We start from the raw sequence: 26,336 nt of genomic DNA on the forward strand, positions 1-26,336 counted from the left end.
GGCTGCGTCAGATCGCTACCATCATGGAAATCGAGGCTCTTCCAGCCACTCCCAACGCACGCCGCGCCGCTCGAGCTCCGTCGCCAGCATCTGCCAGGCGGCATGCAGCGCTGCGGCCTCGCCGCGCAGGCCGAGCTCGATTTGCGTACCCGTTGCCGCGAAGCTGGGCAGGCTGGAAAATTCTACCTGCGCGTGTGCTGCGCAAAAGCGTTCCATGAAGTCGACCCAGTCGCTTTCCTTTTGCTCCCGCAGGAGAATCCGCAATTGCAAGGCCGAGGTACGCAGCGGGAAATCGCGCTCCAGGACCCACTGCGTCATGGGCTCTGCCATCTGCGGAAAGCCGGGGAAAAAGTAGCCCTGACGCAGCTGAAAGCCGGGGATCTGATTGACGGGGTTGGGGATGATGCTGGCGTCCTTGGGCAAGTCTGCCATGCGGATGCGAATGGGCTCGGCGCCGTCGCCAAAACGCTCGCGAATCAGGCGTGCCGCTTCGGGATGCCGCTCCACGGGCAAATCCAGCGCTGCCGCGGCAGCCGCCCGGGTCAGATCATCGGGCGTGGCGCCCAGGCCACCGAAGGAGAAAAAAGGACAATCCTGAGCGAAGGCCCAGCGATACTGCTTGATCAGATCCTCCCAGCGGTCCGCCAGCAAGAGGCTCCAGGCCAGTTCGTAACCGCGATTCAGCGCCTGCTCGCGACTCCGGGCAAAGTGGCGATCCTCCCGTTTGCCGAGCAGGATCTCCGAACCGACGATGATGATGCCTAGACGTGCTGTCACGCTTGCCTCTGTGGATTGATGCCGGCAAGGTCCGGACTCTGATAGGCGTGCCGCCAGCGCGTCTGTCCCCGCTCCAGGACGCAATCACCCCGCAGGAGATGCCCCAGGGCCTGGGGGTAGAGCTGGTGCTCCAGCGCCAGCACGCGTGCGGACAGGCTTTCTGGGGTGTCATCGCTGCGCACGGGCAAGACGCCCTGGGCGATGATGGGTCCGGCGTCCAGTTCTGGCGTGACGAAGTGTACGCTTGCTCCATGCCAGCGAACTCCGGCCTGTAAGGCCTGCTGATGGGTGTGCAAGCCCGGAAAGGCAGGCAGAAGTGAAGGATGGATATTGATCAGGCGTCCCAGATAGCGCTGCACGAAAGCATCGGTCAGTTGACGCATAAAGCCCGCCAGGACGATCCAGTCTGGATTGTGGGTGTCGATGGCTGCGGCAAGGGCGCGGTCAAAATCTGCGCGTGTGGAAAAACTCTTGTGGGCAATGACTTGCGCAGTAAGATCGACGTCGCGACACCATGCCAGCCCTGCGGCATCCGCCCGATTGCTGATGACGGCAGTGATCCGGGCTGGGAGCTGGCCACTGGCACAGGCCTGCTGAATGGCACGCAGGTTGCTGCCGCGCCCGGAAATCAGCACTACCAGGCGTTGTTCAGTCAAGATAGACGACTCCGCTGGAATTTCGGGTTTCCAGGCGGCCGATGCAGTAGGCCGCGTGCCCGCTGATAGTAAGGTTCTCGATGGCCGCCTCGCGCTGTTCCCAGGGGACGCTGGCGACCATGCCAATGCCGAGATTGAAAACACGGCGCATTTCTGTGGTGTCTACCTCGCCTTGTTCCTGCAGCCAAGTGAAGATGGCGGGTTGCGGCCAGCTCTTGGGATCGATGACTGCGGCCAGTTCTTTGGGCAGGGAGCGCGGTAGATTTTCAGTCAAGCCACCGCCGGTAATATGCGCCAAAGCGTGAATCTCGACCACGCTGCGCAAGGACTGAATGGCCCGCACATAGATTTGCGTTGGACGCAGAAGCTGGTCGATGAGCGGCTCACCGCCCAGCTGCAGATGCTGGTGGGCACCTGCCCGCACCAGAATCTTGCGGACGAGGGAGTAGCCATTGCTGTGGGGTCCGGAAGAGGCGATCCCCACCAGTGCATCGCCGGCGCGACAGCGACTGCCATCGAGAATGGCATCGCGTTCGACGATACCCACGGCAAAGCCCGCCAGATCATAGTGATCGTTGGGATACATGCCCGGCATTTCCGCAGTCTCGCCGCCTAGCAAAGCACATCCGGCCTGTCGACAACCCTCGGCAATGCCGGCAATGACCTGCTCGGCGACTTCGACATCGAGTTTGCTACACGCGTAATAGTCCAGGAACCAGAGCGGTTCGGCACCCGAGACGAGAATGTCGTTGACACACATGGCCACCAGATCGATGCCGATGCCGTCGTGCTGCTTCGCCTCCAGGGCCAAGAGCAACTTGGTACCAACGCCGTCGGTACCGGAGACCAGAACCGGCTGCCGATAGCCAGGGGGGAGCGCGAAAAGGCCACCAAAGCCGCCCAGGCCACCCAGCACCTCGGGACGTTGGGTGGCGTTGGCGAGCGGTTTGATGCGGTCCACCAAACGGTTGCCGGCATCGATATCCACGCCAGCTTGCTGATAGGTCAGGGGGTCTTTGGGGTTCACGTCAGGCTCCTGGAGACGAATGGTAGGATGGTACGAAGCCACTGCGTTCGCGGCAAGCCAAAAAAAACCCGCAGCAGGCTGCGGGTTTCGTGCCGGACGATATCTGGCGCTCAGAAGCGCTTGAATACCTGTCCGCTCTTGGCGGCCTGGAAGCGTGCTTCTACCAGCGCCCAGTTCATGTTTTTGTGCAGGGCAGCGAGGTAATCGCCGCGGCCCAGGGCCTTCCAGTCAACCATGTAGGCGTGTTCGAAGACGTCGACCACCACCAGCGGGCTAAAGCCACCGATGTTGCCGTCCTCATGCAGCTGCACGAAGTGGTTGTTGATTTGCCCGGTCGTGGCGTCGTAATAGCAGATTGCCCAACCGATGCCGCGGCTCTTTGCTGCCGCCATCAGGTCGTCGTGCCAGGCTTCGGCGCTGCCGAACTGCTCCGTCACCGCTGCCTTGAAGCCTGGGGCCTGATCGATGTTGCTACCGGGCTTGAGCTGCGCGAAATAGTACTCGTGCAGCACCATGCCGTTGTATTCAAAACCAAAACGCCGGCGCCGATCCGCATAACCCAGGGAAGCACCCTTGCCCGCCGCGCGCAGCTCGTCGAGTTCCTTGCGCAGGGCATTGCTCTGCGCCACATAGCCCTTGTAAAGCCCCCAATGGTCGTTGATCTGATCATCACTGATACCCTCCAGACCGCTGGGCTTGAGTTCTTCCCGTACTGTATATTCAGACATTCCTGCTCTCCTGTCGCTGGGTGGGAACTGCATCTATCTACAAATTGTAGTCGGCGAGCCCTGTCGTCTGCAAACGACGATCGGGTCCGTTGCCCGGCTCCTTGCCCAGTCTCTTGATTCCGGCTCCCGGCGAACACTGTTACACTGGTACACAGTCAGCTGAGTGAATGCCTTGTAACGATGGCGTTGTCTTCCGTACCAGGTCAGCAACTTCTGCCGTTGCAGCCGCGGCAACTTGCGGGAATGACCAACCTTCCGGGCCTGCATGAAGAAGCCCTGGCGGCAATCCGTCAGCTGCGTGAGGCGTCGACTGCGCTCTGTCTCTACGGGGATACAGGGGTAGGTAAGACGCACCTGCTGCTATGGGCCGCCTTTGCTGACGGCTCGTGGGCTCCCTACGTCGATTGTCGGGCGCTGCCAGGCGCTGGCGACGGCGTTCTCGACCTCTGTGCGGCGCCATTCCTCTGTCTGGATAACATCGATGCCTGGGCAGGTAGCCTGGCACGTGAGGAAGAACTTTTTTGTCTCTTCAATTATCGTCTGGATAGAGGCTTACCCTGGCTGGTCAGTTGCATTGCCCCGCGGCCGCGCTGGCTGCTTGCCGACTGGGAAAGTCGTTTGACCGCCCTTACCAGTTATTATCTGAAACGTCCGCAGGACCAGCAGCTCGACGCATTGTTGCTGCAGATCTCCACACGTTTCGGTCCGCCTTTTGCCGAGCCTTTGCGGCGCCATCTGTTGCGCAGCGAAACGCGTAATCTCAGCACCCTGACCAGTTTGGTCGAGGCCTTTCAGGCCTGGCTCTGGCAACGTCAGGCTACGCCCAGTGTTACCCAATGGCGAATATTTCGAGAACAGGCAAATGTCTGACTTGTTGGACAAGGCACCCAAGGAGAATTCCGGGCGCGGGCGTTGGTATCCGCACGCAGGCACACCTTGGTGGCGACGCATCCTATTGCGCTTTATTCGCGCGGGAATGGACTTCTGGTGGGACGACTGTGTGGATCGAGCTTCTCTGCTTGCCTACACCACTCTACTGGCTATTGTGCCTCTGCTGGCGGTCATTTTTAGCCTATGGAATCTCATTGGATTCACTGAAGAAAAACGGCAACTCATCGATCGCTATGTATTTCAGAGTTTTGTGCCGGAAGTAGGAGAAGCGGTCATTCATTGGCTCAATGTTCTGGCGGCCCGCGGCGCGGGTTTGGGCTGGTATGGTGTGATTGGTTTGTTGATAACGGCGCTTTTGCTGCTTCACGAAATTGAACGCCATTTCAACGCTATTTGGAATGAAAAGATCACTACGCACTGGCTGCGACCCTTGCGCTACATTCTCCTGATTGTCCTTGGCCCCATTGCCAGCGCTGCGTTGGTTCTTTCTTTGGAACCCGTGCAACACTGGTTACTCCACTTCGGTGCCATGCCAGCGTTACCGGCACAATTCAGCTATGCTATTGCATTTGTCGTAGAGATGGTGATTTTTCTGGCGTTATATCGGATATTGCCGGCAGCACGAGTGACCTTCCTCGACGCATTTTTTGGTGCACTGATTGCGGCTATTCTGCTCAACGTCGCCAAATACTTGCTGGCGCAATACATCCGCTATTCGATCACCGAGACGCTCTATGGGGCACTCGGACTATTGCCCGTATTTCTACTCTGGTTGTATATGACCTGGTTGGCGGTTTTGTTTGGTGCGGAGGTAGCAGCAGCGGCGCAGCGGCGTCATCCTGCCAGCGCATATCCGACGGGCGAAGCACGAGAGAAAACTGCGAGATAGCTTTTATCTATGGACTTGAATCGTCAAGAAAGGACAGCGTCATGAAATTGTTTCCTACCCTTGGGCTCCTTGCCGTGGCCGCAACCTTGGCAGGATGTGGCTCAGCAACCAACAATGGCCTGTTGCCCTCTGGACCGGTAATGCCGCCACTGCCTCAGTCCGTCTCCCAGCCGGCACCGTCAACTGCTGCGCCGGTAGTAGTGCCGCAGGTGAAGTTGCCGCAGACAGCCAAGATCCCCGCAGCCTCGATCCGCGAGGAGAACTTGCCGACCCAGGCCCTGTCGTCTCAGGCCAGTGCTTCGGCAGTGGTGGTCCCCGAAGCGAAAGTGGTGGCTCCCATCGTGAACAGCGCGGCGAACATCAACAGCAGCGATTTTGCGCAGAGCTGGACCCAGGACCTTGCCAGTGCCCGGCAGCAGAGCACTTCTTGCATTGGCGAGAGTGGTGCACAACGCTCGACTTGCTGGCAGAGCGTCTCCAATTGGGCGCATGCCCGGGCGGCAAGCTATGGATCGGCAGCGAAGATTTTGACCGGCGCGCAGGCAGAACAGGCAGGTGCAGCGCAAAAGTTTTTCCAGACTACCGGCCAGTGGGCCAGTGCCTGTAGTAGCCTCTCGGCAGCGGATTGCGCTAAATCGCCGCTGATAGCGCAGATGCAGCAATGGAAGTCGTCGGTGGGCATTTCCGCCGGGGGCGGGAAGTAAAGCTGGTGGACGGCGCCTCGTGCTGCAGGCGCCTGCCCGCCTTTAAAGCTTCGCGTAGGAGTGCAATCCTCCCAAGAAAAGATCCACACCGATGAAGCAGAAGGTGACGGTCAGCAGACTGATGACCGACCACCAAGCCAGGGTTTTTCCCGTCGGCCGATGCTGTGGGCTACGGCCCCGTAAATGCAAGTAGGCGGCGTAGTTGAGCCACACGATCAGTGCCCAGGTTTCCTTGGGATCCCAGGACCAGAAGCCGCCCCAGGCCTTGGCTGCCCATACGGCACCGAGAATGGTGCCGGCGGTAAAGAACAGAAAACCAAAAGTCACCATGGCCGCCATGATGCGTTCCAGTTTGTTGAGATCAGGTAAGCGCTCCACCAAACGACTGCCCAGGCGTTCCGCCCGCTGGCGCAGCAGATAGGCAAGGCCAACCATCGCCGCCAGATAGAAATTGGCATAGGCAACGAATTCGCAGGGCACATGCAGCTTGATCCAGAAGCTGTTCAAGGCAGGCACGATGGGCTGGATCTGGTTCTGGTGATAGGCGATTCCGACCCAAATCAGAAAGATATCTGCCGCCAGAATCATCGGCATGGCAAAGGCGCCCAGGCCACGACGCTTGCCCTGCGCTTCGTAGTACAGATAGAACAGGGCAGTAACGGTGCAGAGCAGCACCATGGCATCATACATGTTGGTGACCGGTATGTGGCCCCAGGATGGATGCCCTACGTAGGTTTCTTTCCAGCGGATGGTGAGTCCGGCAAAGCCGAGCACGGTTGCCAGCCAGGCAAAGCGATGGCCGCGGTCGCCAGCACTCTGGGAGCCGGCATAGAGATACCAGTAATAGCTGACCGCGCTGACGAGAATGGCACCGCTCATCCAGTAGAACATTGCTGTGCTTTGGAAAACATAGCGCAGCAGAAGGCTGTTGGCGGCAGTATAACCAGCCATGTAGAGACCAACGCCGGGAGCCGCGACGACGAGAATGGCGAAAAACAGGCGGCGGAACGCCGGCCAGTGCCAACCAAACCAGAGGAGTCCGGCGTACCAGATCCCTAGGGTGATGTACTGCCACATCCAGAAATCGGCGCGAAAAATCGCCCAGACGGCAAAGGCACCAGCGGTCAACGCCACCGCCCAAAGGCGTTGCCAGAGGCGTTGTTCCCGTGCCCCCTGCGGAAAGGCGAACCATTGACGAAGCTCACTGACATCAACTGACATCGTCAATCCTCCTCAGGGTCGATAGCCCGGGACATTCATCTTGATCCCGTTGCTGAGGTAACTCATGAAATAGTCCAGATCACGATACTCTGGACTACCCAGTTTTTGCGGTGCAGCGCCCACCTTTTTGTCGCAGCCCTGGAAACGCTTTTCAAAGGTATTGACGGCGCTCCAGGAGGCGCGATAGGTCGGGTAGTGCGCGCTTTGTCCGAGCACCGGCGAGATGATTTGCCCGCGCAGGTATTTTCCGGCATAAGCTACGTGGCAACTCGCGCAGCTAAAATTAAGTTGTCCACGATGCATGAAGTAATAGGCCTTTCCTTCCTCAAAGGCGCGCACGGCTCCAGGGCCCTCTACCTTGACATCGGTAGGCATTCCATTGGACAGAGAGCCAAAATAGGTCTCCAGAGCAATCAGATCGCTGCTGCCGTATTTTAGTGGCGCCAGATGGTTGTCTACCCTGCAGGCATTGATGCGCATAGCAGCGGTGACGACTTGATGGGTCTTGTCACTGTAATAGGGATAGCCAGCGGCAACACCCTTACCGCCACCAGGAAAGCAGGATGCGTAGGTTTTTCCATCCGGAAACTTGGTCTCCCAAAGCTTTTTCCCTTGGCTCAGGGTAAGATCGCCGGGATTGAATTGTATCGCCTGTTGATATTGTTCATAGTCCTGTTTATTGAAGGCATAACTCCCGAGCGCGTATTGTTCGAGACTCATCTTGGGGAATTGTTCCTTGAAGTATTGATGAAAGTCTTGCAGCGTCTTTTGCGGGCCAACCTTGGTATTGCCTAGTTGCCACCAATCGATGGCGTTGGCAGAGAGGACAGCACAACCGAGTGCCAAGCCCAAGCTTACGGAAAGAATTCGTTTTGCGTATTTCATGGCGTTTCTCCCGGTGTGAAAGGATTACTTTTGAAGGGACCAAAGATAATCCGCAACCAGTTCGAGTTGATGATGAGTCAATACCTTGTTTTTTCCGAACTGTGGCATGTTGATGTGGGGTATGGTTTTTTCCGGATCGTAGAGAAAATGCACCAGCTTTTGCCGGTTGTGAAAAACAATCTTGAAGGGAAAATGGGTCAGATCCGGTCCCACGTCACCCGCCATGGTCCCTCCTGGCAATACGTGGCAGGCTAGACAATTGCCTTCGGCACGATTGAAGGCAATGGATTTGCCTGCGGCAATATCGGCAGCGCTGGGAGCGGCGACTGCGGCAGCGGGCAGGGCGATAGCGCTGAGCAAGAGCAGGATGCGAGAGCTTTGATGAAACATGATGTTCTCCTTTTGCTGTGATTTAGGATTGGAGCTCCTCGGTGATTTCGAGGAATTCCTGGTGAAAATCCTCCGGATTGCGCGAACTGTCGCCACTGACGCGTAATTGATGGGCAGCCGTCAGACGAATCCACAGACGCTTACGCGGCACGTAGAAGAGGATGAATATTCCGCCAACCAGCAGAAAACACGCACCATAGACAATCTGCATTCCGGGGTATTTCGTCATCTCGAGTCCTGCTGACCACTGCAAGTGAAGATGATGTAGGGTGACCAGAAAGGGTAAGGGATAGTCATGCAGGCCACGCAACGCGATCAGACTGGCCCGCAGAAAATTGGAGCGTTCCTGCGGCGTCAGTTGCACATTCTGTGCTTCCGCGACCTGTCGTAGGGTCTGCCGGAAAACCGTAGAACTCGCGTTCGCGCCCTGGGCGGCGGCATTTTCCAGAGCGCCCAGGTAATGCACGAATAACCCGATTCCGCCCTGCGCTCCTTCGGGAATCGCCAGATAGTGTTCTATCCCATTACCCTGCTGATGATAGGCAAGCAGTAAGAAATGCTCCCCGTGTCGCTCCAGCGGCCGCAAATAACTCTTGTAGATCCAGCTTTCCCCCGTCTTACGGTCGGTCACCTGGTAACGGACGATGGGGCCCACGTTGATCATGCTGTGTCCTGGACGTTCTGCCAGTCCCAGATCCTTGCGCGGAATGGTATTGTTGATTTTCAGTTTCTCGACTGCCAGCTCGTAGTTACCGGAACCGGCACGCAGCTTCTGGCCAACGCGTACACCAAAGGTGTTCGCCGGTAGTTCAGGATCAAGCAGGGAATGACTCTGAAATTGTAGCACCGAGCGGCTATCGTTATACGAAGTTTGATAGATGCTGACACCGTCGTAGGTCAGCGGGTGATTAGGATAGGCGATGCCGGTATGTAGCAATTTTCCGTGCGCGTTGTATAAAGAAATACGGGAAATGAAGCTCTTGGCAATACCATTGCGGTAATGGGTGATGGTAAAATGATCGAGATGGACGGTAAAAGGGAGGCGTTGTACCAGAAATCCATCACCAATCAGTTCAAACATGGCGTTCACGCTCTGTCCCACGGGAATGCTGATGATGCCGCGGAAGGCGCTGTCATTGGCAGGAAGCCAGTCCTTTTGGGGAATTGTCGCTAGCGGTAATGCAAAATTGCTTAGTGGCGAAATGGCGCCAAACCACTCCCGTATTTTCAGGGGTAAATTGGCATTATATAGTGCACCGGCACAGAACATAATGATGGCAAAATGAGTAAAAATATAACCGAGGCGATAGAATCTGCCTTTCTGCGCCAGGATGATTCGCTGTCCATTCGGCCCTGCAAGGGTATGGGTGCGATATCCTCTTTCCCGCAAGATGCCTCCCCATTGTGCAAGGGAGCCACTGCCGGACGCTACACTGATTTCTGCCTGTTCCGCGCGGCTAGCCAGAAATTTCTGACTGGATAGGCGCTTGGGAAGCGCCATATCGCGCAGCATGCTGGGCGTATTGCGGGTGATGCAGGATGCTGTCGACAACACCAGGAATGCGACCAGACCGATATACCAACCGCAGCGATAGACATCGTACAGATCAAGGTCGGAAAAGACGCGATACCAGAAGGGACCAAATTGTGCGACGTACTGATGGTAGCTCACCTGTTGCGCAAGAATGGTACCAATGATCGAGGCAATGGCAACGAAGAGCAGCAGATGAACCGCCAGACGCATGGAAACCAGCGCCTGCCAGATAAGGCGGGCGCTGGCGCTCCAATGGCGTCGAGCGAGTGGCTCAGGAAGCGAGGGGCTGTGCTCGATCGCCATGATCGGAACCCTTCAGTAGCCAGATTTGGTAGAGGCTGACGGCCATCCCGATGAGAACCACGGGACAGGAAAAAATGCCGCCGAGCAATACCAACCAGACGAAATCCGGGCTTTGTTTGGTCAGGAACCAGCCGGCAAAGTCGATGAAAAATGCCAGGAAGGGAATGGCGATGAAAAAAACTTTTACCCCCTTAGGGCTTCGTGTGCGTGCAAAGATCCAGCCAGCAATCCAGAAGATCACGCCCAGGGTGGTCAAATGAATCATGCCATTCATCAGCATGGCAGAGTAGGGCATGCCCATATCGACCTTGGCCTGTTTTTTCAGCAAATCGAAAGTGCCAATGTCCGGCATGCCAATGCTGTGGCATTTCAGACACGAGGCGTTGATCAATGGGCGCACATTCTTTTCGTAATCCGTGCGACTTTCGCCATTGGCGATCCAGTGATTGACCGCTGACAGCATTTTCGGTTTTTCCGCAGCGGGGACCTGGGCCATGGACATCATCGCTGGCAACATGGTCTGCAATTTGCTGGAGCTGCGGTCGCCATAGTAGTGGACGACCAGATCCTGCATCGAAATGCCGGGCTTGCCATCTGCACCGTGGATCACGAAGTAGGTATAGGCCTCCGCTGACAGGAGGCCAAGGCCGACCAGAAAGATGAACCCCGTATATAGCAGCTTTTCGATGAAAGGCAGATCGGGCAGGAGTTTCATTGGGAATGTCCTCAGAGTTCATATTCCTTGGGAAAGGCAATACCGGGATTTCCACGCATATTTTTGGTCAGCACGGGCAGGTCGCGATGGTCGACGCGGACGGTTTTCTGATCCTTCAGCCATTTCGCAAAAATATCCCAGACCGGCGTCCCCTCGACCTTTTGCATAGCCGCCCAGCCAGCGACTTTGTATTTTTTGCTGGCGTGCACCAGCTTACCGCCAACACGGAGATCGGAGATTCGCTTGTTGATGGTTTCCGAGGGATCAAAGGTATATTGAATATTTCCCACCCGAATCATATCGCCACCCTGAATGTAATAGGGATCGGGATTGAAAAGGTTGTCCGCCACCTGTTCCATGACGTTCTTCAGTTCGGCTCCCGTATATTCCGTGACGGTCACTTGCGGATAGGTGATGGCGGTTTGCCCCATGACATCTTCCATGGTGATGGTTTCGCCTGGGAGCTTGGTATAGCCCCAGCGGAAGCCCGGAGAGAAAGCGGCCTCGCAATCCATTTCTTCGCGCAGCGCATTACAGATCAACTGATCGAAGGTGCCGTTGAAATTGTCGCGACGGTAGAGCAGGCTCTCGCTCACCGCCATCGGTTCCGCCAGTTTCTTTGCATAGGGTGCGCGGACCTTGGTGATATATTCGTCCATTTCCTTGTCTGCAGGAATCATGTTCGAAAGAATGGGTAAATAATGGAAGCGCCAACCTTTCAGTTTTCCCTTGCCGACATCGAGGTCAAAGCGTGCCAGGAATTTACCATTGGTGCTGGTATTGATGACAATCGTCTTGTTGACCATTACCGGCTTTGGTCCCATGATTTCATGAGTATGTCCACCCAGAATGATATCGATCCCATTGACCTGGGAAGCCATCTTTTTGTCTACATCAGCACCATTGTGAGAAAGTACCACTACAACGTCCGCGTGGTGTTGTTCTCGACATTCATTGACCATTTTCTGCATGTGCTCAGGATGGATGCCGAAGGACCATTTCGGAATGAAGTACGCAGGATTGGCGATCGGTGTGAAGGGGAATGATTGACCGATTACTGCCACCTTTACGCCATTGACTTCACGGATGTCATAGGGGTCAAAAACCAGCTCATCCCAGGGAATGGTGAACACATTCTGAGAGAGAAATTTGGCCTTGAGTTTGTTTTTTAAGAGATACTCAACTCGTTCAGCACCGTAGGTGAATTCCCAGTGACCAACGAAATAGTCTTCTTTCAGTAAATTCTGCGCCCCGACCATATCCTCGCCGCGCGTCCACAGGCTGGTTGCCGAGCCCTGCCAGGCATCGCCGCCATCAAAGAGCAGGGTGCGATCGGCACCTACCTGCTCGCGGTAGCGCTTCACCAGGGTGGCGATATGGGAGTAACCGCCGATCTTCCCGTACTTATGGGCCAAGGCATCAAAGTCCAGACACGACAGCGCGTACCCTTCTGGAGTCCCTGCCTTGATGCCGTAGTAGTCCAGTTTGTGATTGCCCACCAGATGGGGCGTCACTCCCCATTCATGCTGCTTGCGAGTGCCGATATTGGTGCCCGGTTCGCGCCACCAGACGGGAAGTAGCTGGCCATGGGTGTCGGTGATATGGAGCAGGGTGACATTGCCGTACTTGGGAATGTCGTAGGGATCGTTTCCGCTCCCCCAGCTCGAAGCCAACGCCGAAGGTGCGAGAAAACCGCTCGCTCCGGCAATGCCCATGATGGCCATGAAATCTCTGCGGCTGATATTCATCTTGCAAAACTCCTCTTCTGTATTTGGCAAAACCGCTGGGTTAGGTCAGCGAATGCGTTTTCTCAGTCCGCATCACGCCGCGGGTGCAACCCAGCCCGGGATCTTGTGCAATTCGCGGGACATGGGGATCTGCTGCAGAGCCTTGATGACACCCTTGTCGACCGCCTCCGTGACCTTTTTGTTGGCGCTGGAGTCGCTGGCGTAGGCGCTACGCTCGCCATAGACGATGTAACTGTTCTGTCCGCGTCCAAACACCGTCAGATTGAGGGGGCAGGCAGCAGCACTCGGCCAATAGGTGTTGAGCAACTTACTGAAATCATAGGGATTGCAAAACACGATGGCGCGCACGTCGGTAAAATGAACGGCATCAAAGTCGGGAATCTTGAGGGTCTTCTGTTGGCCTTCGATGAGCTTGAGAATGTTGAGCTTGAGGACAATCTTGTAACCGGCAGCATGGAGATTGCTGTAGATTTCGGCCATTGTGCTGTGAACGGGGAGATCGACCTTCTCCACATAGAGTGGAGCAGCGCAGACCTGCGCTACGGAAAAAACAGTAAAGAAACCAAGTGCGGAAACAGCTGCGGCGATTCGCTTCATAGAGACTCCAAATATTGTTACATAAACATTGTAGCAATATGTATGCCGTAAGGAGTGGAATTCCTGGCGGAATCAGCGCGTAGACAAAAAGTTCATAAAAATCAGATGGGTGTTTCTACTCTGCGGGACTTGAGGAAGAGAATGACGCCTAGCACGCGGCTGGAGGGGGCTTTGGGATGGACCGAATGGAACACTGAGGCATTGCTCAGGGAACAACGGGGGCCGGCGAGGCGGCCCCGACCAGATCAGGCCTTGGGGACGTAGATGTCGCACCAGCCCTTGGGATCGATTTTGCCGGCCACGGCCTTGCATTCACCCATGGCAGTTGGGGTTGAACCGGGAATGAATAGCTTACAGTTGCTGCACATTTCCGAGCCTTTGGGCTTGTCGCGATAGTTCACTGCCGCCTTGGCCATTTTGTCGGCGGCCATAGCGGGGCTGGTAAAGATCAGTGGGGCGACCGTAGCCGCGCCAACAAACAAGGCACTTTTGCGCAACCAATCGCGGCGGTTCATTTTGGGGGTCTCCGTACTCATAGCTAGCTACTCCTGTTGTGGTGGAAGCTTTCAAACTATAACCAAGTCGACAGCAACTTGTATACCGGCGGCTAAAGATAGCGCAGCGAAAGATCCAGGCTTTGCACGTTGCGGGTGATGCTTCCCACGGACAGATAATCGACACCGGTGGCGGCGACAGCCGCCACCGTGTCCAGGGAGATGTTGCCCGAGGCCTCGAGGGGAATCCGTCCAGCCACGCGCGCCACGGCTTCGCGCAGGGCGGGTACGGAAAAATTGTCGAGAAGCACCATGTCGGCACCGGCAGCGACTGCCTCGTCCAGTTGCTCGAGGGTCTCGACCTCGACTTCGATGCGGGTGAGCACCGGTGCCAAGGCGCGCGCGCGGGCGATGGCCGGGGCAATACCGCCGATGGCCGCCAGATGATTTTCTTTGATGAGGATGCCGTCGAAGAGTCCCAGGCGGTGGTTGTACCCGCCACCCACACGCACCGCATATTTTTGTGCCAAACGCAGGCCGGGTAGCGTTTTGCGAGTATCCAGCAGACGCGTTGAGCTGCCCCGCAGACGCTCCACAAAGGCGCGGGTCTGGGTTGCTGTGGCTGACAATAGTTGCAAAAAATTCAGGGCACTACGCTCAGCACTGAGGAGTGCGGCGGCGGGACCATGGATGTCGCAGAGCGGCTGATTCGGGACAATTTCGGCCCCCTCCGACACATTCCAGTTCACCCGCAGATCGGCACTGAGCTGGATGCAGACTGCTTCGAAATAGGGCTGGCCACAAAGCACCCCAGCCTCCCGACTGATGACCCGCGCCTGTAATTCTTGCCGTGGATCGACGAGTGCCGCGCTCAAGTCGCCGCTGCCCAGATCTTCCGCCAAAGCGCGCTGTACGGATTCTGTGATGTCAGCCGGAAGCATTTTCTCTCCTTGTGCTCGCTACCCATAGCCAGAGAAGACCGATGATCCCTGCCAGTAACGAGGCCGCCAGAATTCCGACCTTGGCCTCCTCCCGCAGTTCTGTCTGGGTAAAGGCCAACTGACTGATGAACAGTGACATCGTGAAGCCGATACCAGCCAGCCAGGCAGCTCCCAACAGATGCCGCCAGGCAACACCTTGCGGGAGCTTAGCAATCCGCAGGCGCACGGCGAGCCAACTGACAAGCGAGATGCCGACGAATTTGCCCAGCACCAAACCAAGAACGATGCCCAGAGTCACCGTGCTCCACAGCATTTCCCCGCTCACTTGAGAAAAATCGACCCCGGCATTGGCAAGGGCAAAGATGGGTAGCACCCCAAAGGTTACCCAGGGACCGATATTGTGCTCCAGGCGTTGCTGCGGGGAAATCATTTCTCGGCTTTGCTGGCGTAGTTCTTCCGCGAGTCGGCTGAGCTTGGGGTTGATCAGGGGGTCGAAGGTCTCTTCCTCGCGCAGCAGCCGGCCCAGATTCTCCTCCTGCTCGTGCAGGGTATCGCGCAGTTGCGTAGGGCTCACCTTGCCGCGTGCTGGCAGGGTCATTGCCAGCAGGATGCCAGCGACCGAAGCGTGTACGCCAGATACCAGCAAAAAATACCAAAGCAAAGTTCCCAGCAAGAGGTAGGGAAGGGGACGGCGAATACCCCCTTGGTTGAGCAGCAGGAGAACGAGGAAAATTCCCCCAGATACGGCTAGCGCCCAGCCGTCGATATGGGAGGTATAGAATATGGCGATGACGAGCACCGCGCCCAGATCATCGGCAATGGCGAGGGCCGTCAGGAAGATAATGAGATTGCGCGGCACGCGCCAGGCCAGCAGCACCAGAATGCCGATAGCAAAGGCGATATCCGTCGCCATGGGGATACCCCAACCGGCATGGGCTGGGCCAGAGGCATTCAGAAGGGAGTAGAGCAGGGCGGGAACCAGCATGCCACTAGCGGCCGCCACGATGGGCAGGATGGCATCACTGATTTTGGCCAGTTCGCCCACCAGCAATTCACGCTTGAGCTCCAAGCCGACTACGAAGAAAAAAACCGCCATCAGTGCGTCATTGACCCAGTCCTGCAGGTCATGATCGAGGCTCCAAGCGCCAAAATGCAGACTGAAATGCTGATGCCAGAAATGGTGGTAGGCATCATGCAGGGCGGAATTACTGAGGATCAAGGTCAGTACGGTGACGCCGACAAGAACTATGCCGCCGGCGGTCGCGCGGCGAAGGAATTGCTCAAAAGGCGTCAGCACCTTGCCGAAGAGGATTTCCAGAGGGTACGGACGTTCCTGGGGGAAGCTTTTTTGAGGACGCTCAGACTGCATGGCCGAAATTCCGACGCTCTTCTAGCGCAAGGCGTCCAGTCGCTGGCGTTGTTCCGCCAGCTCCTGCAGCGCGGCGCTGATTTCCTGCACCCGCAACTCTTCCTTGGCAACCACCTCGGTGGGTGCACGTTCCCGAAAGCTCGGTTGCGCCAGGCGACCTTGCACCTTTTCCCGCTCTGCCCGGAGCCGGGCTTCCTCCTTGCTCAGGCGTTGATATTCCGCATCGACATCGATGAGGCCCGCCAACGGTACATAAATCCGCAAGTCGCCGAGCAATTGCAGGGCTGCCGGCGGTGCCTCGGTTCCCTGCGCCAGCCACTGCGGCTCCGTGCAACGGGCCAGCTGCCGCAGCCACGGCAGCAGGTCCTGCAGACGCTTACGGTCGCAGTCCGTGCCGGCTTGCAGAAGCACCGGTAGCTCGCGGCTGGGGGCGATATCCATCTCGCCACGAATCGAGCGTAGGCTCCCCACGAAACCCATTAGCCAGTCGAGATCCTGATCGGCTTGCGTATCTACCCGCTGCAGGTCTGCCTTTGGATACGGTGCCAGGGCGATCGTGTTTCCTTCCTTGCCCAGACGTTTTGCCACCCGTTGCCAGAGGGTTTCCGTCAGGAAGGGCAGGAAGGGATGAGCCAGACGTAGAGCGGCTTCGAGAACCGCGAGCAAGGTATAGCGGCTGCCACGGATTTGGGCTGTTGAAAAGCCCGATTCCGGCCGCAGGACGGTCTTGCTGAGTTCGATGTACCAGTCACAGTAGTCATTCCAGAAGAACTGGTAGAGGACATGCGCGGCATCGGCAAACCGATACTGTTCGATGGCGTCATTGACGCTGGCCTCGGCCTCCTGCAGGCGACCGATGATCCAGCGCTCCGGTGCGAGCAACTCGCGTTCGCCCTGCAGATCGGCATCGTCGGGAACCTGCAGCAGGGCAAAGCGGGTGGCGTTCCAGATCTTGTTGCAGAAGTTGCGATTACCTTCTACGCGTTTGAGATCGAAGCGTAGATCACGCCCCTGGGTGGCGATGCTGGCAAAACTGAAGCGCAGCGCATCGGTACCGAAGGCGGGGATACCGTCGGGGAAGTCCTTGCGCGTCGTCTTGGCGATCTTGTCGGCCATTTGCGGTTGCATCAGCCCTTGGGTGCGCTTGGCCACCAGGGCTTCGGCGTCGATGCCATCGATGAGGTCGATGGGGTCGAGGACGTTGCCCTTCGACTTGCTCATCTTTTGCCCTTCACCGTCGAGGATCAGACCATGGACATAAACTTCGTGGAAGGGAACCTGTCCAGTGAAGTGCTGGCCCATCATGATCATGCGGGCGACCCAGAAGAAGATGATGTCGAAGCCAGTCACCAGTACCGAGGTGGGATAGAATTCCTGCAGATCTGCCGTTTGCTCGGGCCAGCCGAGGGTGGTGAAAGGCCACAGGGCTGAGCTGAACCAGGTATCGAGCACATCCGGATCGCGTTCCAGGGGCACCGGCATACCATAGTGTTGGGCGGCGCTGCGCTGGGCTTCCTCGGCGCTACGCGCGACGAAGATCTTGCCGTCCGGACCGTACCAGGCAGGGATCTGGTGCCCCCACCACAGTTGCCGGGAAATGCACCAGTCTTCGATGCGCTCCATCCAGTCGAAATAGGTGCGGGACCAGTTTTCTGGCACAAAGCGGATGCGGCCGTCGCGCACTACCTCCGTCGCCGCTTCGGCCAGGGGTCCGACGCGCACATACCACTGATCGGTCAGATAGGGCTCGATGACCGCCTGGGAGCGGTCACCGCGGGGAATCATGAGGCGGTGCTCCTCGATCTGCACCAGGCTTCCCTCTGCCGCGAGCAGGGCAAGAAGGCGTTTGCGCGCGACGTAGCGGTCGAGACCACGCAGCTCGGCGGGGATTGCCGTGTTATCGATGTGACCAGTGACCACTTCGATCTCTTCCCGGATGCGGGCGTCGGGCGTGAAGATGTTGAGGAGCGGCAGATGGTGACGTTGGCCGACCTGATAGTCATTGAAATCGTGTGCTGGGGTGATCTTGACACAGCCGGAGCCAAACTCCGCCTCGACATAGTCGTCGGCGATGATGGGGATTTCCCGCCCGGTAATCGGCAGGCGCAGGGTCTTGCCGATCAGCTCCCGATAGCGCTCATCTTCCGGGTGTACGGCCACCGCCACATCGCCGAGCAGGGTCTCGGGACGGGTGGTGGCGACCACCAGGCTGCCGGAGCCGTCACTGAGAGAATAGCGGATGTGCCACAGTTTACCGGCCTCTTCGCTGCTGATGACTTCGAGATCGGATACCGCGGTCTGCAAGACCGGGTCCCAATTGACCAAGCGCTTGCCACGATAGATCAGCCCCTCCTCGTGTAGCCGCACGAAGACCTCGGTCACGGCATGGGAGAGTCCCTCGTCCAGGGTGAAGCGCTCCCGCGACCAGTCGCAGGAGGCGCCGAGGCGGCGCATCTGCCGGCTGATATTGCCGCCGGATTCTTCCTTCCACTGCCAAACCTTCTCCAGAAAGGCGCTGCGTCCGAGTTGATGTCGCTTTTCCCCCTGCGCCTCCAGACGGCGTTCCACCAGCATTTGGGTGGCGATGCCGGCGTGGTCGGTGCCGGGCTGCCAGAGCGTGCGCTTCCCTTGCATCCGTGCCCGGCGGATGAGGATGTCCATCAGGGTGTCCTGAAAGGCATGACCCATATGCAGGGTGCCGGTAACATTGGGCGGCGGCAGCATGATGCAGTAGGGGGCGCCATCGCCGCGTGGGCGGAACACCTGCTGCTCCTCCCAGAGTTGATAACAGGCACTTTCGATGTCGGCCGGCGCAAACGGGCGGTCGAGGGAATCGCTCATGGAACTTCCTCAGGAGTCTGTGGATGGATGGACGTCTTCGCCCAGGGTCGGGGTGAGGGCTTCATCCAGCCCTTCATGCAGAACACGCTGCAAAATTTCGGGCAGTACGCCGTGAATTTCCTGCGCCACCGTCTCGCGTAGACGAATGCCCTCCAGGGCAAGGCTGCGCATGATCGCCAAACTCACCTGCTCCTTCCAGGTCTTCTGCAGATGCTGGGTGATCTTTTCTTCCAGCTCCGCCACCACCCGGCGCTCCACCTCCTGAAACAGGAGCGTCTCGAACTGACGCAGGAAGTCGCCATCGAAGAGCGATGGGCCTGGAGTTGCCGTGGAATTTTTTGCCACGCCAGCCTCGGTCTTTTCGGAGGGAGGCGTTGCGGTTTGGCTGTTTACCTCGGAAGCCCCGGTAAGCTCGGTGTAGTGCGCACTGCTTGCCGGGACTGGAGCAACGGCACTCAGATCGTGATTCTCCATGGCGGCTATATCGTCAGGAGGAGCCGCAAACGATCCGGTGTCCGCGGCGGGAGGAGGAGGGATCTCTGCGCTGGGGGGAACCGTCGTTTCCAGCGATGACTCAGCCGCCTCAACCGCAAACTCCGCCACCGGCTCCGGCGCCGAGCTTTCTGGAGCGGGTTGCGCAGGATAGCGGAAGGACATATGGCGAATCTTCTCCAGTGCTTTCGCCAGCTCCGTCTCCTCCATGCTCTCCGCCAGCTCCGTCTGCTGATGCGCAGTATCGGGTTCGGTTGGCAGCGGGGCCGCCACGTCTTCCGTCACCGTCGGCTTTTCCCAAGCCGGGGCGGGGATTTCCTCGTGCAAGGTCGGTTCCGGGTGTTGTGTACTTCGCCGCCACAAGGGGGGTGGCAAACCCTCCCGTAGCAGATCCTGCAACAGTAGCGGTTCCGTCCCCTCGGGGAGCTCTTCGTCCTCCAGTACCGGCTCGCGACGATCATGTATGGTCATGGATTTTCTCCCTCACACTTCCAGTGGGAACAACTGGATACTGAACCCTGCCCGTTTGCATTGCCGATAGCGCGCGCGCGCCGCAGCGCGCTCTTCCTCAGCGCCAGGAATAAAGTCGATGAGACGCCGTGTGCTGTCAAGTGTCGGCAGCTCTCGTGGCCACTCCAGGAGGACCAGGGCGTGGGCGTCGCTACGCCCTTGCTGGGAGTCGGCAAAGAGGTAGACCGGCTCATTGGCGGCCTGCCCATGGGGCAGGAAAACGCCCGCGTGAAAGGTCCAGAGCAGATCGTCATAAACGCCAAGGACCTCCGCATCTGCCGCCAGTACGTCCACTTTTCCCAGCACCTGCCAAGCCTTGGCGATGACCCGACAGATCGCGCGCCGACTTTCTACCAGGGTCAGCGGAACCACGGGAAGCTGGTAGAAATTGGCGGTGCCGGTCATCGCGGTGCCTTACGCCAGCGCGCGCTGACGCAAAAAATGCACCAACAACGGCACCGGACGCCCGGTTGCGCCCTTATGCTCGCCACTCTGCCAAGCCACTCCGGCAATATCCAGGTGTGCCCAACGATAGTCTTCGGTAAAGCGCGACAGGAAACAGGCGGCGGTGATGGTACCGGCCGGGCGTCCTCCCACGTTGCTGAGGTCGGCAAAGGGGCTCTTGAGCTGCTCTTGATATTCGTCAAAGAGCGGCAACTCCCAGGCGCGGTCCTGGCTGCTGCGACCGGCATGCAGCAATTCTGCCACCAGACCTTCGTGATTGCCCAGCACCGCCGCCGTCTGGTGTCCGAGAGCAATGATACAGGCCCCGGTCAGGGTGGCCATGTCGATGACGACATCGGGATGGAAGCGCTTGGCATAGGTGAGGGCATCTGCCAGAATCAGCCGCCCCTCGGCATCGGTGTTGATGATTTCCACGGTGAGGCCGGCCATGCTGCGATGGATATCACCCGGCTTGGTGGCCTGTCCGTCTGGCAGGTTTTCCGATGCGGGCACGATGACCGTGATATTGAGCGGCAGTTTGAGGTCTGCAGCCGCCTGGATGGCCGCCAGGGCAGCGGCGCCACCACACATATCGTACTTCATCTCGTCCATCTTGTCGGCAGGCTTGAGGGAGATGCCGCCAGCATCAAAAGTGAGCCCTTTGCCCACGAGGACGATGGGCGCGGCATCTTCGGCACCACCGCGGTAGTGCAACACGATCAGCCGCGGTTCCTGACGCGAGCCTTGGGCTACCCCGAGCAGAAGATGCATGCCGAGCTCCTGCATCTCCGCTGGCCCCAGGATTTCCGCCTCGATGCCGCGGCTGCTTGCCATCTCTTGTGCCTGTTCCGCGAGCCAACTTGGGGTGCAGATGTTGCCAGGCTGGTTGGCCAGATCGCGCGCCCAATCACTGGCGCGGGAAATCGCATGGGCTACCGCCAGCGCCTGCTGCATTTCCCTCTCGGCCTCGGCGTCCAATTTCCCCGCGACCAGAACGCGGATGTTTTCCAGATTGCGACGAGGATGTCTCGCCGGTTCCTTGTGCTGATCGAAGCGATACTGGGCATCGAGAATACCGCGCAGCCAGAGTTCCATTGCCGCGGCAGGACTGCGACGCGCGACGGCGACATCCCCCAGCGCGAGACACAACTCCGTCAGTTGCGCACGGGCGACCACTTGCCCCAGGCTGCGGGCAGCCTTCTGTAATTTTCCTTCGGCCAGTTTTTCGCCGCCACCAACACCGACCAGCAGGACGCGCTCGGCACCAACATTAGGTACGCCATAAAGCAGCTGACATTGTCCCGGCTCCGCCGTAAAATCGCCGCTGGCGAGGAAGCGACTGAGAAAGCCGTCGCTCTGTTCATCGATTTTTTGGGCGTTTGCTCCGAGCTGGTCATTTTCGTGACAGGCAAGCACCAGGCAAGCGCAAGGCTCCGATAGGGTGACGTTCTGCTGCAAAGAAATTTCCACGGTTTGCCTCCGGCGGGTACACGATTGATCAATCTCTATAGGGTACACCAGGGTAACATCCGCAAGCCAACGGCACGGCGGCAACCATGACCTTATCCAGGCTATCCCTCTGGCCGCGCGAACGGATCGCAGCGCATGTTTTGCGCTCGGTGCTGAGTTATTTTCTGATTGCCTGTGTCGTTGTTTTGGCTTTGCTGGCCATTGGGCAGTTGACGCAGATCCTGCAACAAGTGGCCTCCGGTCAGTTGCCACTGCAAGTCGTTTTGCAGTTGCTGGGTCTGAGTGTACCTACTCTCCTGGTAACCGTTCTCCCTTTGGCGCTCTTCTTTGCTGTCTATCTGGTCTTTTCCAACCTTTATCGTCACAACGAGATGATGGCAATCCATGGTGCCGGCATCGGCTTGCAGAAATTGTTCTGGGGATTGCTGCCAAGCGTTTTTCTCCTCGTACTACTGGAGGCGGGCCTTGCCCTATGGTGGGCGCCATCTTCGCAGCAGCGTTTACAGGACGAGAGCGCACGCCTGGCAGCGGCGGCCGCGCAGGCTTTGATTCATCCCGGTAGTTTTGCGCATCTCCCGGACGGTCGAGTGATCTACGTCGGCCAGGGAGCCGGGGCCAAGGACCGCTACCAGGAAATCTTTATCGATCTGTCGCAAGTTGGTGCGCCGGATTATGCGACCGCCGCCTTTGGTGAAATACAAATCAACCATCACGGGGGCGTCTCGTTGCTGCTGATCGATGGCCGGCGATATCTGGGGCAACCCGGGCAGGCAGGCTACAAGATCTGGAGCTTTGCCCGATATCGCGTCGATTTGGCAGCGCCGCGGTCGGAGGGCTCCGCAACTTCCTGGACAGCCTTGTCCTTGCCAGATCTGTTTGCGCGGCTGGGGCGCCCGGACCAACACGCCCATGCCCTGGCAGAACTCGAATGGCGGATCTTCTGGCCATTGTTCCTGCCCATCGTGGTGCTGCTGGCCGTTCCTCTTGCCTATGCCGAGCCGCGCCACCCTGGCCGGGCGGGGGGGGTCTTGCTGGGGATCCTGCTCCTGCTTGGCGCGAACAATCTCCTGGTGGCCTTGAAGGAAAATTTGATCCAGGGAAAGATTCCTCCCTTCCCGGGTCTGTTCTGGACCTGGATTCTGCTGGCTGGACTTGCCACCTATCTGTTTTACCGGCGGCAGGCCGACTTACCCTTACTGCCGGCCTGGATGCGTGGGGTAGCATCATGAAGCGCGCCGATGCGCTGTTGTTCCGCGGTATGTTGTTCTACAGCGGTCTGGTCCTGATCATATTGCTTGCCATGGTCTTTGTCGCACAACTGATCGCCAAGGCCTCCGGGCCGGGACATGGACATTGGAGTACCGGCCTGTTGTTCCGCTACGTGGCCCTACAGATGCCAGAGACGGCGTACACAGTCATTCCACTAGCCCTGCTCATCGGCGCGCTGATCTGGATCAGTATGCTGAACAGCCATTCCGAGATCACGGCCTTACGCATGGCCGGATGGTCTCTCGCACGTTTGCAGCGGCCGCTACTGGTTGTGGGTCTGCTGGGAACCATATTGATGTTTGCCCTGGGTCAGTGGATCGTGCCGTACAGCGCTCTGTCTTCTGAGCTGCTTTGGGCCAATGCCGGAACTCATAATTTTCAGGCGCTTGGAGATGGTGGTCTGTGGCTGCGCCAGGGGCGGACGCTCATCCGCATCCAGCTGGTCGGTGGTAACGGGACGCAGCTGCGACAGATTCGCATCTATTATCCGCAAAGTGGCATGGTGGGTATCGACAAACAAGTGGATGCCGAGGCTGCCAGCTACCAGAATGGACACTGGACCTTGCAGGGCGTGCGGGAATACCGCTTGGAAGAGCGGTCTGTGCAGGTTCTTAGCGCGGCACGTCGGGATTGGTCCGTGCAGTTGCAGCCGGAAACCCTGCGCAGTTTTGCCCACCGCACCCGCACCATGACCCTGCAGACGCTGTGGCGCAACGACCGCGATCTGCAGGGTGGTGTACTGGCTATGAACCGCTTTGCCCTGGCCTTCTGGCAACGAATCACCTACCCCTGGGTGGGGCTGATCATGATTCTGCTGGTGGTGCCCATGGTCGTGCGCAATCCGCGGGCGGGAGGGGCGTATTATTGGATTGCCGCGGGCCTGGCGCTGGGAATCTCATTTCATTTCCTGACCCAGATGTCGGGATTCATCAGCGTTGCCGGCGGCATTCCGCCGTCGCTTGCCACACTCTCACCGATGGCGCTCTATGCGGCGCTGGCCTGGTTTCTGTTCAGACGTCACGGCTGAACGAAAGCGGCGACGGGTATCATGCTTGCTCTGGCCATTATTGTTGCAGCAAACTACCCTACAGTATTCCTGATCTAGGAGCAGTACTGTGAATGAGTCAGCGCTCGTCAGTGCTTTGCAGGAGTTTGCCGGTTGGCGCGGTGAGTTGGCGGCGTTGGTCGAACAGGTATCTGCTTTTTCGCATCGTCTTGATTTGCTTCCCAGCGGAACCATGCTGCGCTTGGAAATGCTGGCGCGAGAAATTCGCGAAGAACGGATTATTCTTTCTTTTTACGGGGAGTTTGCACGGGGAAAATCCGAGCTGATCAATGCCTTGTTTTTTTATGACCAACAATATCGCTTTCTCCCCTCTGGGGTGGGGCAAACCACCATGTGTCCAGTGGAAATCTGTGCGGCAAGCGATGCCAGCATTGATTTCCTACCGATGCAGGCAAGCAGCATGCATCACAATATTCAAGATCTCAAGAAAGTGCCAGAGCAATGGCGGCGCATGCCTCTGGCGCTTGCCGATATGGAAAAAACGCAAGCAGTGCTGCACCAGATTCAGGAAACGCAGTGCGTCCCTCTCGCGGAGGCGCGGCGCTTCGGACTTTGCCCGCCACTGGATAGTGCGCGGCCACAACTTACCCATTGTCCTTCTTGTGGCGAAGGCAGAGTGAAAATTTCCCGCTGGCGCTATGCGCTGTTGCGTGTGCCGCATCCCGTATTGGCTGCGGGCTTGATTGTCATTGATACGCCCGGATTGAATTCGCTGGGCAGCGAGGCGGATATGGGCCTCGATGCAACTCGTGGCGCAGATGCATCGATTTTTGTTTTGGGCGCGGATACCGGAGTGACGCAAAGCGACCTGCAAATCTGGGAACAATCGCTGTCCATTCACAGTCGCCGGCGACAACTGGTGGTGATCAATAAGTGTGACCTCCTCGTCGATGAGATAGAGCCAAATACGTCGTTTGCGGAAAAGGTTCGGGAGCAGTGTGATGCCGCGGCGCAGCGCCTACAGCTCCATGGGGAACAGGTGGTGTCCATTTCTGCTCGTGAGGCACTGCTGGGACGCTTGCGCAGTCAAGAGGAGCGGGTCCGGGCCAGCGGCATCGATGATCTGGAGAATGCCATTGCCAATATCCTTATCCCGGAGAAGCGCAAGGAGATCGCTAACTCGACCAAAGGTATTCTGCAGCGCGTGATCATTGATCAGCGTTACGTTTTGGAGGAACAGCTGCAAGCCGTTGCGGCAGACATGGAGAGCATGCGACGGTTGGAAGCGCAGGCGGGAGAACAGGTACTTGCCCTGATTGACAGGCAAAAAAAGATCATTGACAACCTAGCGGTCGATCGAGACCAATTTTTGCGGATGCAGCGCGATGTGAATACGCAGGAAAGGGAAAAACTGTTGGAGTCACTATCCCTGGATGGACTGGAAGAAATTGTCGAGCGTGCCAAGCACGATATGCTTGCGGTGTGGACAACGTATGGTATTTACGAAAGTTTTGGAAAGTTCTTTGCGGATACGATTGCCGGATTTGATGAGGCCTTGGCGCGGGCAAATCGGCTATCGGAGAAAATGACGAATGCGTATCGTTCGTTGGAGCAGATTTACGCGCTACCAAAACTGGATACCTTGCCTTATATTCTGTTGCCGAGAAGGGCCGAACTGCTTGCCCTGTCAGATTACTACGAACGCTTTGGCAAGCGTCTGGAAATTGCTGCGTATCCGCAGGGAATGGTAGTCCGCAAGGCCTTTTTCAATCTTGCGAAGCAGGTTCGTACCTTTGTTCTGGAAACGCGCAAGGATCTTCTGGAGTGGGTGGAAGAAACCTTTGACCTGATGAATTCGCATCTGCAGCGTTGCAGTTCGCAGGCGCAGGAAAAATTGACGGCGCTTACCGCAATCGCTGAATCGTCGGCGAGTATTCAGCAGAGAATTGAAGATCTACGTCTGCGCGAGGCCCGGATTCACTACGAAATAGATGAACTGACCTCGCTACAGAGCGAACTGGATCGATATTTTCAAGCCATCCCAGACCTGGCAGGTGCGGCATGACGCAGGATGCTACTGTTGTTCACGCACCTTTTTTCTGGCGCAGCGTTTCTTCGTCGAAAGCCCGATCCAGGGTTTGCGACAACTGCAATACCTGACGAAAAAGCTGCGCATCCGCGTCATCGGCCTGGCTGCGCAGACGCAAGGCAGCTAGGCCGGAAAAGCTGTCTGCGCGGGTTACCTCACTGTCCGGAGCACTGCAGGCGTTGGCGCGGTAGATACCTGTCAGGACCTCGCTCGCCAGCGGGTCTTCCAGCGTGCCGGCTTCAGCGGCCGACAAAGCGCTGTCCACATCCTGGCTGTGCAGGAGAGAAAAACTCACATGGCTGTCGAGGAATTCCATCAGTTCGGCATAGGTCATCGGTATACTCCT

Annotated in this window: 25 protein-coding genes; 6 read left to right on the forward strand and 19 right to left on the reverse strand. The window is 57.8% G+C overall.

The window, feature by feature from the left end; translation table 11 throughout:
- Nucleotides 1-21: 21 nt before the first annotated feature.
- The 4 genes from MQE22_RS03520 to MQE22_RS03535 all read right to left on the reverse strand — a co-directional run bounded on the left by MQE22_RS03520 (nt 22) and on the right by MQE22_RS03535 (nt 3,188).
- Nucleotides 22-777 carry a competence/damage-inducible protein A gene (locus MQE22_RS03520; RefSeq protein WP_215870979.1) on the reverse strand — a complete coding sequence of 252 codons (756 nt, stop codon included), beginning with the start codon at nt 775-777 and terminating at the stop codon, nt 22-24.
- The gene (purN, locus tag MQE22_RS03525) at nt 774-1,433 is read right to left on the reverse strand and encodes a phosphoribosylglycinamide formyltransferase (RefSeq protein WP_215870980.1); all 660 of its coding nucleotides are present in this window, start codon (nt 1,431-1,433) and stop codon (nt 774-776) included. Before purN ends, MQE22_RS03520 begins: the two co-directional genes overlap by 4 nt.
- Nucleotides 1,426-2,460 carry a phosphoribosylformylglycinamidine cyclo-ligase gene (gene purM / locus MQE22_RS03530; RefSeq protein WP_215870981.1) on the reverse strand — a complete coding sequence of 345 codons (1,035 nt, stop codon included), beginning with the start codon at nt 2,458-2,460 and terminating at the stop codon, nt 1,426-1,428. Before purM ends, purN begins: the two co-directional genes overlap by 8 nt.
- A 110-nt stretch (nt 2,461-2,570) precedes the next feature.
- The gene (locus MQE22_RS03535; protein ID WP_215870982.1) at nt 2,571-3,188 is read right to left on the reverse strand and encodes a superoxide dismutase; all 618 of its coding nucleotides are present in this window, start codon (nt 3,186-3,188) and stop codon (nt 2,571-2,573) included.
- Nucleotides 3,189-3,374: 186 nt separating this feature from the next.
- Here MQE22_RS03535 and MQE22_RS03540 point away from each other — a divergent pair, with 186 nt between their 5' ends.
- The 3 genes from MQE22_RS03540 to MQE22_RS03550 are packed head-to-tail and all read left to right on the forward strand — an operon-like array spanning nt 3,375 to nt 5,672.
- Nucleotides 3,375-4,058, forward strand: a complete 684-nt coding sequence (locus MQE22_RS03540) for a hypothetical protein (RefSeq protein ID WP_255790117.1) — start codon at nt 3,375-3,377, stop codon at nt 4,056-4,058.
- A complete protein-coding gene (locus MQE22_RS03545) occupies nt 4,051-4,968 on the forward strand; it encodes a YihY/virulence factor BrkB family protein (RefSeq protein WP_226826969.1) in 918 nt (305 codons plus the stop codon). The genes MQE22_RS03540 and MQE22_RS03545 overlap by 8 nt, the downstream gene beginning before the upstream one ends.
- 41 nt (nt 4,969-5,009) lie before the next feature.
- Nucleotides 5,010-5,672 carry a hypothetical protein gene (locus MQE22_RS03550; RefSeq protein WP_215870984.1) on the forward strand — a complete coding sequence of 221 codons (663 nt, stop codon included), beginning with the start codon at nt 5,010-5,012 and terminating at the stop codon, nt 5,670-5,672.
- A gap of 42 nt (nt 5,673-5,714) precedes the next feature.
- Here the strand turns inward: MQE22_RS03550 and ccsB are convergent, their stop codons facing one another.
- From ccsB to MQE22_RS03620, 14 genes are all read right to left on the reverse strand, one after another.
- Complete coding sequence (gene ccsB, locus MQE22_RS03555; RefSeq protein ID WP_215870985.1) at nt 5,715-6,893, reverse strand: c-type cytochrome biogenesis protein CcsB; 1,179 nt, start codon at nt 6,891-6,893, stop codon at nt 5,715-5,717.
- Nucleotides 6,894-6,905: 12 nt separating this feature from the next.
- On the reverse strand, nt 6,906-7,778 hold the full coding sequence (gene soxA / locus MQE22_RS03560; protein ID WP_215870986.1) for a sulfur oxidation c-type cytochrome SoxA: 873 nt from the start codon (nt 7,776-7,778) through the stop codon (nt 6,906-6,908).
- 24 nt (nt 7,779-7,802) lie between these two features.
- Entirely contained in the window at nt 7,803-8,168 is a 366-nt protein-coding gene (gene soxX / locus MQE22_RS03565) for a sulfur oxidation c-type cytochrome SoxX (protein ID WP_215870987.1), read from the reverse strand.
- Between the two features lie 22 nt (nt 8,169-8,190).
- Nucleotides 8,191-10,005, reverse strand: a complete 1,815-nt coding sequence (locus MQE22_RS03570; protein WP_215870988.1) for a cytochrome c biogenesis protein ResB — start codon at nt 10,003-10,005, stop codon at nt 8,191-8,193.
- Nucleotides 9,974-10,720 (reverse strand): hypothetical protein, encoded by a 747-nt coding sequence (locus tag MQE22_RS03575; protein WP_215870989.1) that lies wholly within the window; start codon nt 10,718-10,720, stop codon nt 9,974-9,976. Before MQE22_RS03575 ends, MQE22_RS03570 begins: the two co-directional genes overlap by 32 nt.
- An 11-nt stretch (nt 10,721-10,731) precedes the next feature.
- A complete protein-coding gene (gene soxB, locus MQE22_RS03580) occupies nt 10,732-12,468 on the reverse strand; it encodes a thiosulfohydrolase SoxB (RefSeq protein ID WP_215870990.1) in 1,737 nt (578 codons plus the stop codon).
- A 72-nt stretch (nt 12,469-12,540) separates the two neighbouring features.
- Complete coding sequence (locus tag MQE22_RS03585) at nt 12,541-13,065, reverse strand: DUF302 domain-containing protein (protein WP_215870991.1); 525 nt, start codon at nt 13,063-13,065, stop codon at nt 12,541-12,543.
- Nucleotides 13,066-13,310: 245 nt separating this feature from the next.
- The gene (locus MQE22_RS03590; RefSeq protein WP_215870992.1) at nt 13,311-13,601 is read right to left on the reverse strand and encodes a high-potential iron-sulfur protein; all 291 of its coding nucleotides are present in this window, start codon (nt 13,599-13,601) and stop codon (nt 13,311-13,313) included.
- A gap of 71 nt (nt 13,602-13,672) precedes the next feature.
- Complete coding sequence (gene nadC / locus MQE22_RS03595) at nt 13,673-14,500, reverse strand: carboxylating nicotinate-nucleotide diphosphorylase (protein WP_215870993.1); 828 nt, start codon at nt 14,498-14,500, stop codon at nt 13,673-13,675.
- Nucleotides 14,487-15,869, reverse strand: coding sequence for a Na+/H+ antiporter NhaA (gene nhaA / locus MQE22_RS03600; protein WP_215870994.1), 1,383 nt, complete (start codon nt 15,867-15,869; stop codon nt 14,487-14,489). Before nhaA ends, nadC begins: the two co-directional genes overlap by 14 nt.
- A 21-nt stretch (nt 15,870-15,890) precedes the next feature.
- Nucleotides 15,891-18,710 carry a valine--tRNA ligase gene (locus tag MQE22_RS03605; RefSeq protein ID WP_215870995.1) on the reverse strand — a complete coding sequence of 940 codons (2,820 nt, stop codon included), beginning with the start codon at nt 18,708-18,710 and terminating at the stop codon, nt 15,891-15,893.
- A gap of 9 nt (nt 18,711-18,719) precedes the next feature.
- Nucleotides 18,720-19,673 (reverse strand): hypothetical protein, encoded by a 954-nt coding sequence (locus MQE22_RS03610; RefSeq protein WP_215870996.1) that lies wholly within the window; start codon nt 19,671-19,673, stop codon nt 18,720-18,722.
- 12 nt (nt 19,674-19,685) lie between these two features.
- Nucleotides 19,686-20,117: a DNA polymerase III subunit chi gene (locus MQE22_RS03615; RefSeq protein ID WP_215870997.1), complete on the reverse strand. Its 432-nt coding sequence runs from the start codon at nt 20,115-20,117 to the stop codon at nt 19,686-19,688.
- Nucleotides 20,118-20,126: 9 nt separating this feature from the next.
- Entirely contained in the window at nt 20,127-21,626 is a 1,500-nt protein-coding gene (locus MQE22_RS03620; RefSeq protein ID WP_215870998.1) for a leucyl aminopeptidase, read from the reverse strand.
- An 86-nt stretch (nt 21,627-21,712) separates the two neighbouring features.
- On the opposite strand from MQE22_RS03620, the gene lptF reads away from it, so the two are divergent.
- The 3 genes from lptF (at nt 21,713) to MQE22_RS03635 (ending at nt 25,966) form a co-directional block, all read left to right on the forward strand.
- Nucleotides 21,713-22,855, forward strand: a complete 1,143-nt coding sequence (gene lptF / locus MQE22_RS03625) for an LPS export ABC transporter permease LptF (protein WP_215870999.1) — start codon at nt 21,713-21,715, stop codon at nt 22,853-22,855.
- On the forward strand, nt 22,852-23,922 hold the full coding sequence (gene lptG / locus MQE22_RS03630) for an LPS export ABC transporter permease LptG (protein WP_215871000.1): 1,071 nt from the start codon (nt 22,852-22,854) through the stop codon (nt 23,920-23,922). The genes lptF and lptG overlap by 4 nt, the downstream gene beginning before the upstream one ends.
- An 88-nt stretch (nt 23,923-24,010) precedes the next feature.
- Complete coding sequence (locus tag MQE22_RS03635; RefSeq protein WP_215871001.1) at nt 24,011-25,966, forward strand: dynamin family protein; 1,956 nt, start codon at nt 24,011-24,013, stop codon at nt 25,964-25,966.
- Between the two features lie 19 nt (nt 25,967-25,985).
- Here MQE22_RS03635 and MQE22_RS03640 read toward each other — a convergent pair whose 3' ends face one another.
- Complete coding sequence (locus tag MQE22_RS03640) at nt 25,986-26,324, reverse strand: hypothetical protein (RefSeq protein ID WP_215871002.1); 339 nt, start codon at nt 26,322-26,324, stop codon at nt 25,986-25,988.
- Between the last annotated feature and the right edge of the window lie 12 nt (nt 26,325-26,336).

The organism is Acidithiobacillus sp. YTS05, from assembly GCF_024396695.1.
GTDB classification, from domain to species: Bacteria; Pseudomonadota; Gammaproteobacteria; order Acidithiobacillales; family Acidithiobacillaceae; genus Igneacidithiobacillus; species Igneacidithiobacillus copahuensis.

Coding starts and splice junctions, on each gene's coding strand:
- MQE22_RS03535 (WP_215870982.1), bottom strand. CDS start 3,188: ATGTCTGAATATACAGTACGGGAAGAACTCAAGCCCAGCGGTCTGGAG.
- MQE22_RS03545 (WP_226826969.1), top strand. CDS start 4,051: ATGTCTGACTTGTTGGACAAGGCACCCAAGGAGAATTCCGGGCGCGGG.
- MQE22_RS03550 (WP_215870984.1), top strand. CDS start 5,010: ATGAAATTGTTTCCTACCCTTGGGCTCCTTGCCGTGGCCGCAACCTTG.
- ccsB (WP_215870985.1), bottom strand. CDS start 6,893: ATGTCAGTTGATGTCAGTGAGCTTCGTCAATGGTTCGCCTTTCCGCAG.
- soxA (WP_215870986.1), bottom strand. CDS start 7,778: ATGAAATACGCAAAACGAATTCTTTCCGTAAGCTTGGGCTTGGCACTC.
- soxX (WP_215870987.1), bottom strand. CDS start 8,168: ATGTTTCATCAAAGCTCTCGCATCCTGCTCTTGCTCAGCGCTATCGCC.
- MQE22_RS03570 (WP_215870988.1), bottom strand. CDS start 10,005: ATGGCGATCGAGCACAGCCCCTCGCTTCCTGAGCCACTCGCTCGACGC.
- MQE22_RS03575 (WP_215870989.1), bottom strand. CDS start 10,720: ATGAAACTCCTGCCCGATCTGCCTTTCATCGAAAAGCTGCTATATACG.
- soxB (WP_215870990.1), bottom strand. CDS start 12,468: ATGAATATCAGCCGCAGAGATTTCATGGCCATCATGGGCATTGCCGGA.
- MQE22_RS03585 (WP_215870991.1), bottom strand. CDS start 13,065: ATGAAGCGAATCGCCGCAGCTGTTTCCGCACTTGGTTTCTTTACTGTT.
- MQE22_RS03590 (WP_215870992.1), bottom strand. CDS start 13,601: ATGAGTACGGAGACCCCCAAAATGAACCGCCGCGATTGGTTGCGCAAA.
- nadC (WP_215870993.1), bottom strand. CDS start 14,500: ATGCTTCCGGCTGACATCACAGAATCCGTACAGCGCGCTTTGGCGGAA.
- nhaA (WP_215870994.1), bottom strand. CDS start 15,869: ATGCAGTCTGAGCGTCCTCAAAAAAGCTTCCCCCAGGAACGTCCGTAC.
- MQE22_RS03605 (WP_215870995.1), bottom strand. CDS start 18,710: ATGAGCGATTCCCTCGACCGCCCGTTTGCGCCGGCCGACATCGAAAGT.
- MQE22_RS03610 (WP_215870996.1), bottom strand. CDS start 19,673: ATGACCATACATGATCGTCGCGAGCCGGTACTGGAGGACGAAGAGCTC.
- MQE22_RS03615 (WP_215870997.1), bottom strand. CDS start 20,117: ATGACCGGCACCGCCAATTTCTACCAGCTTCCCGTGGTTCCGCTGACC.
- lptF (WP_215870999.1), top strand. CDS start 21,713: ATGACCTTATCCAGGCTATCCCTCTGGCCGCGCGAACGGATCGCAGCG.
- lptG (WP_215871000.1), top strand. CDS start 22,852: ATGAAGCGCGCCGATGCGCTGTTGTTCCGCGGTATGTTGTTCTACAGC.
- MQE22_RS03640 (WP_215871002.1), bottom strand. CDS start 26,324: ATGACCTATGCCGAACTGATGGAATTCCTCGACAGCCATGTGAGTTTT.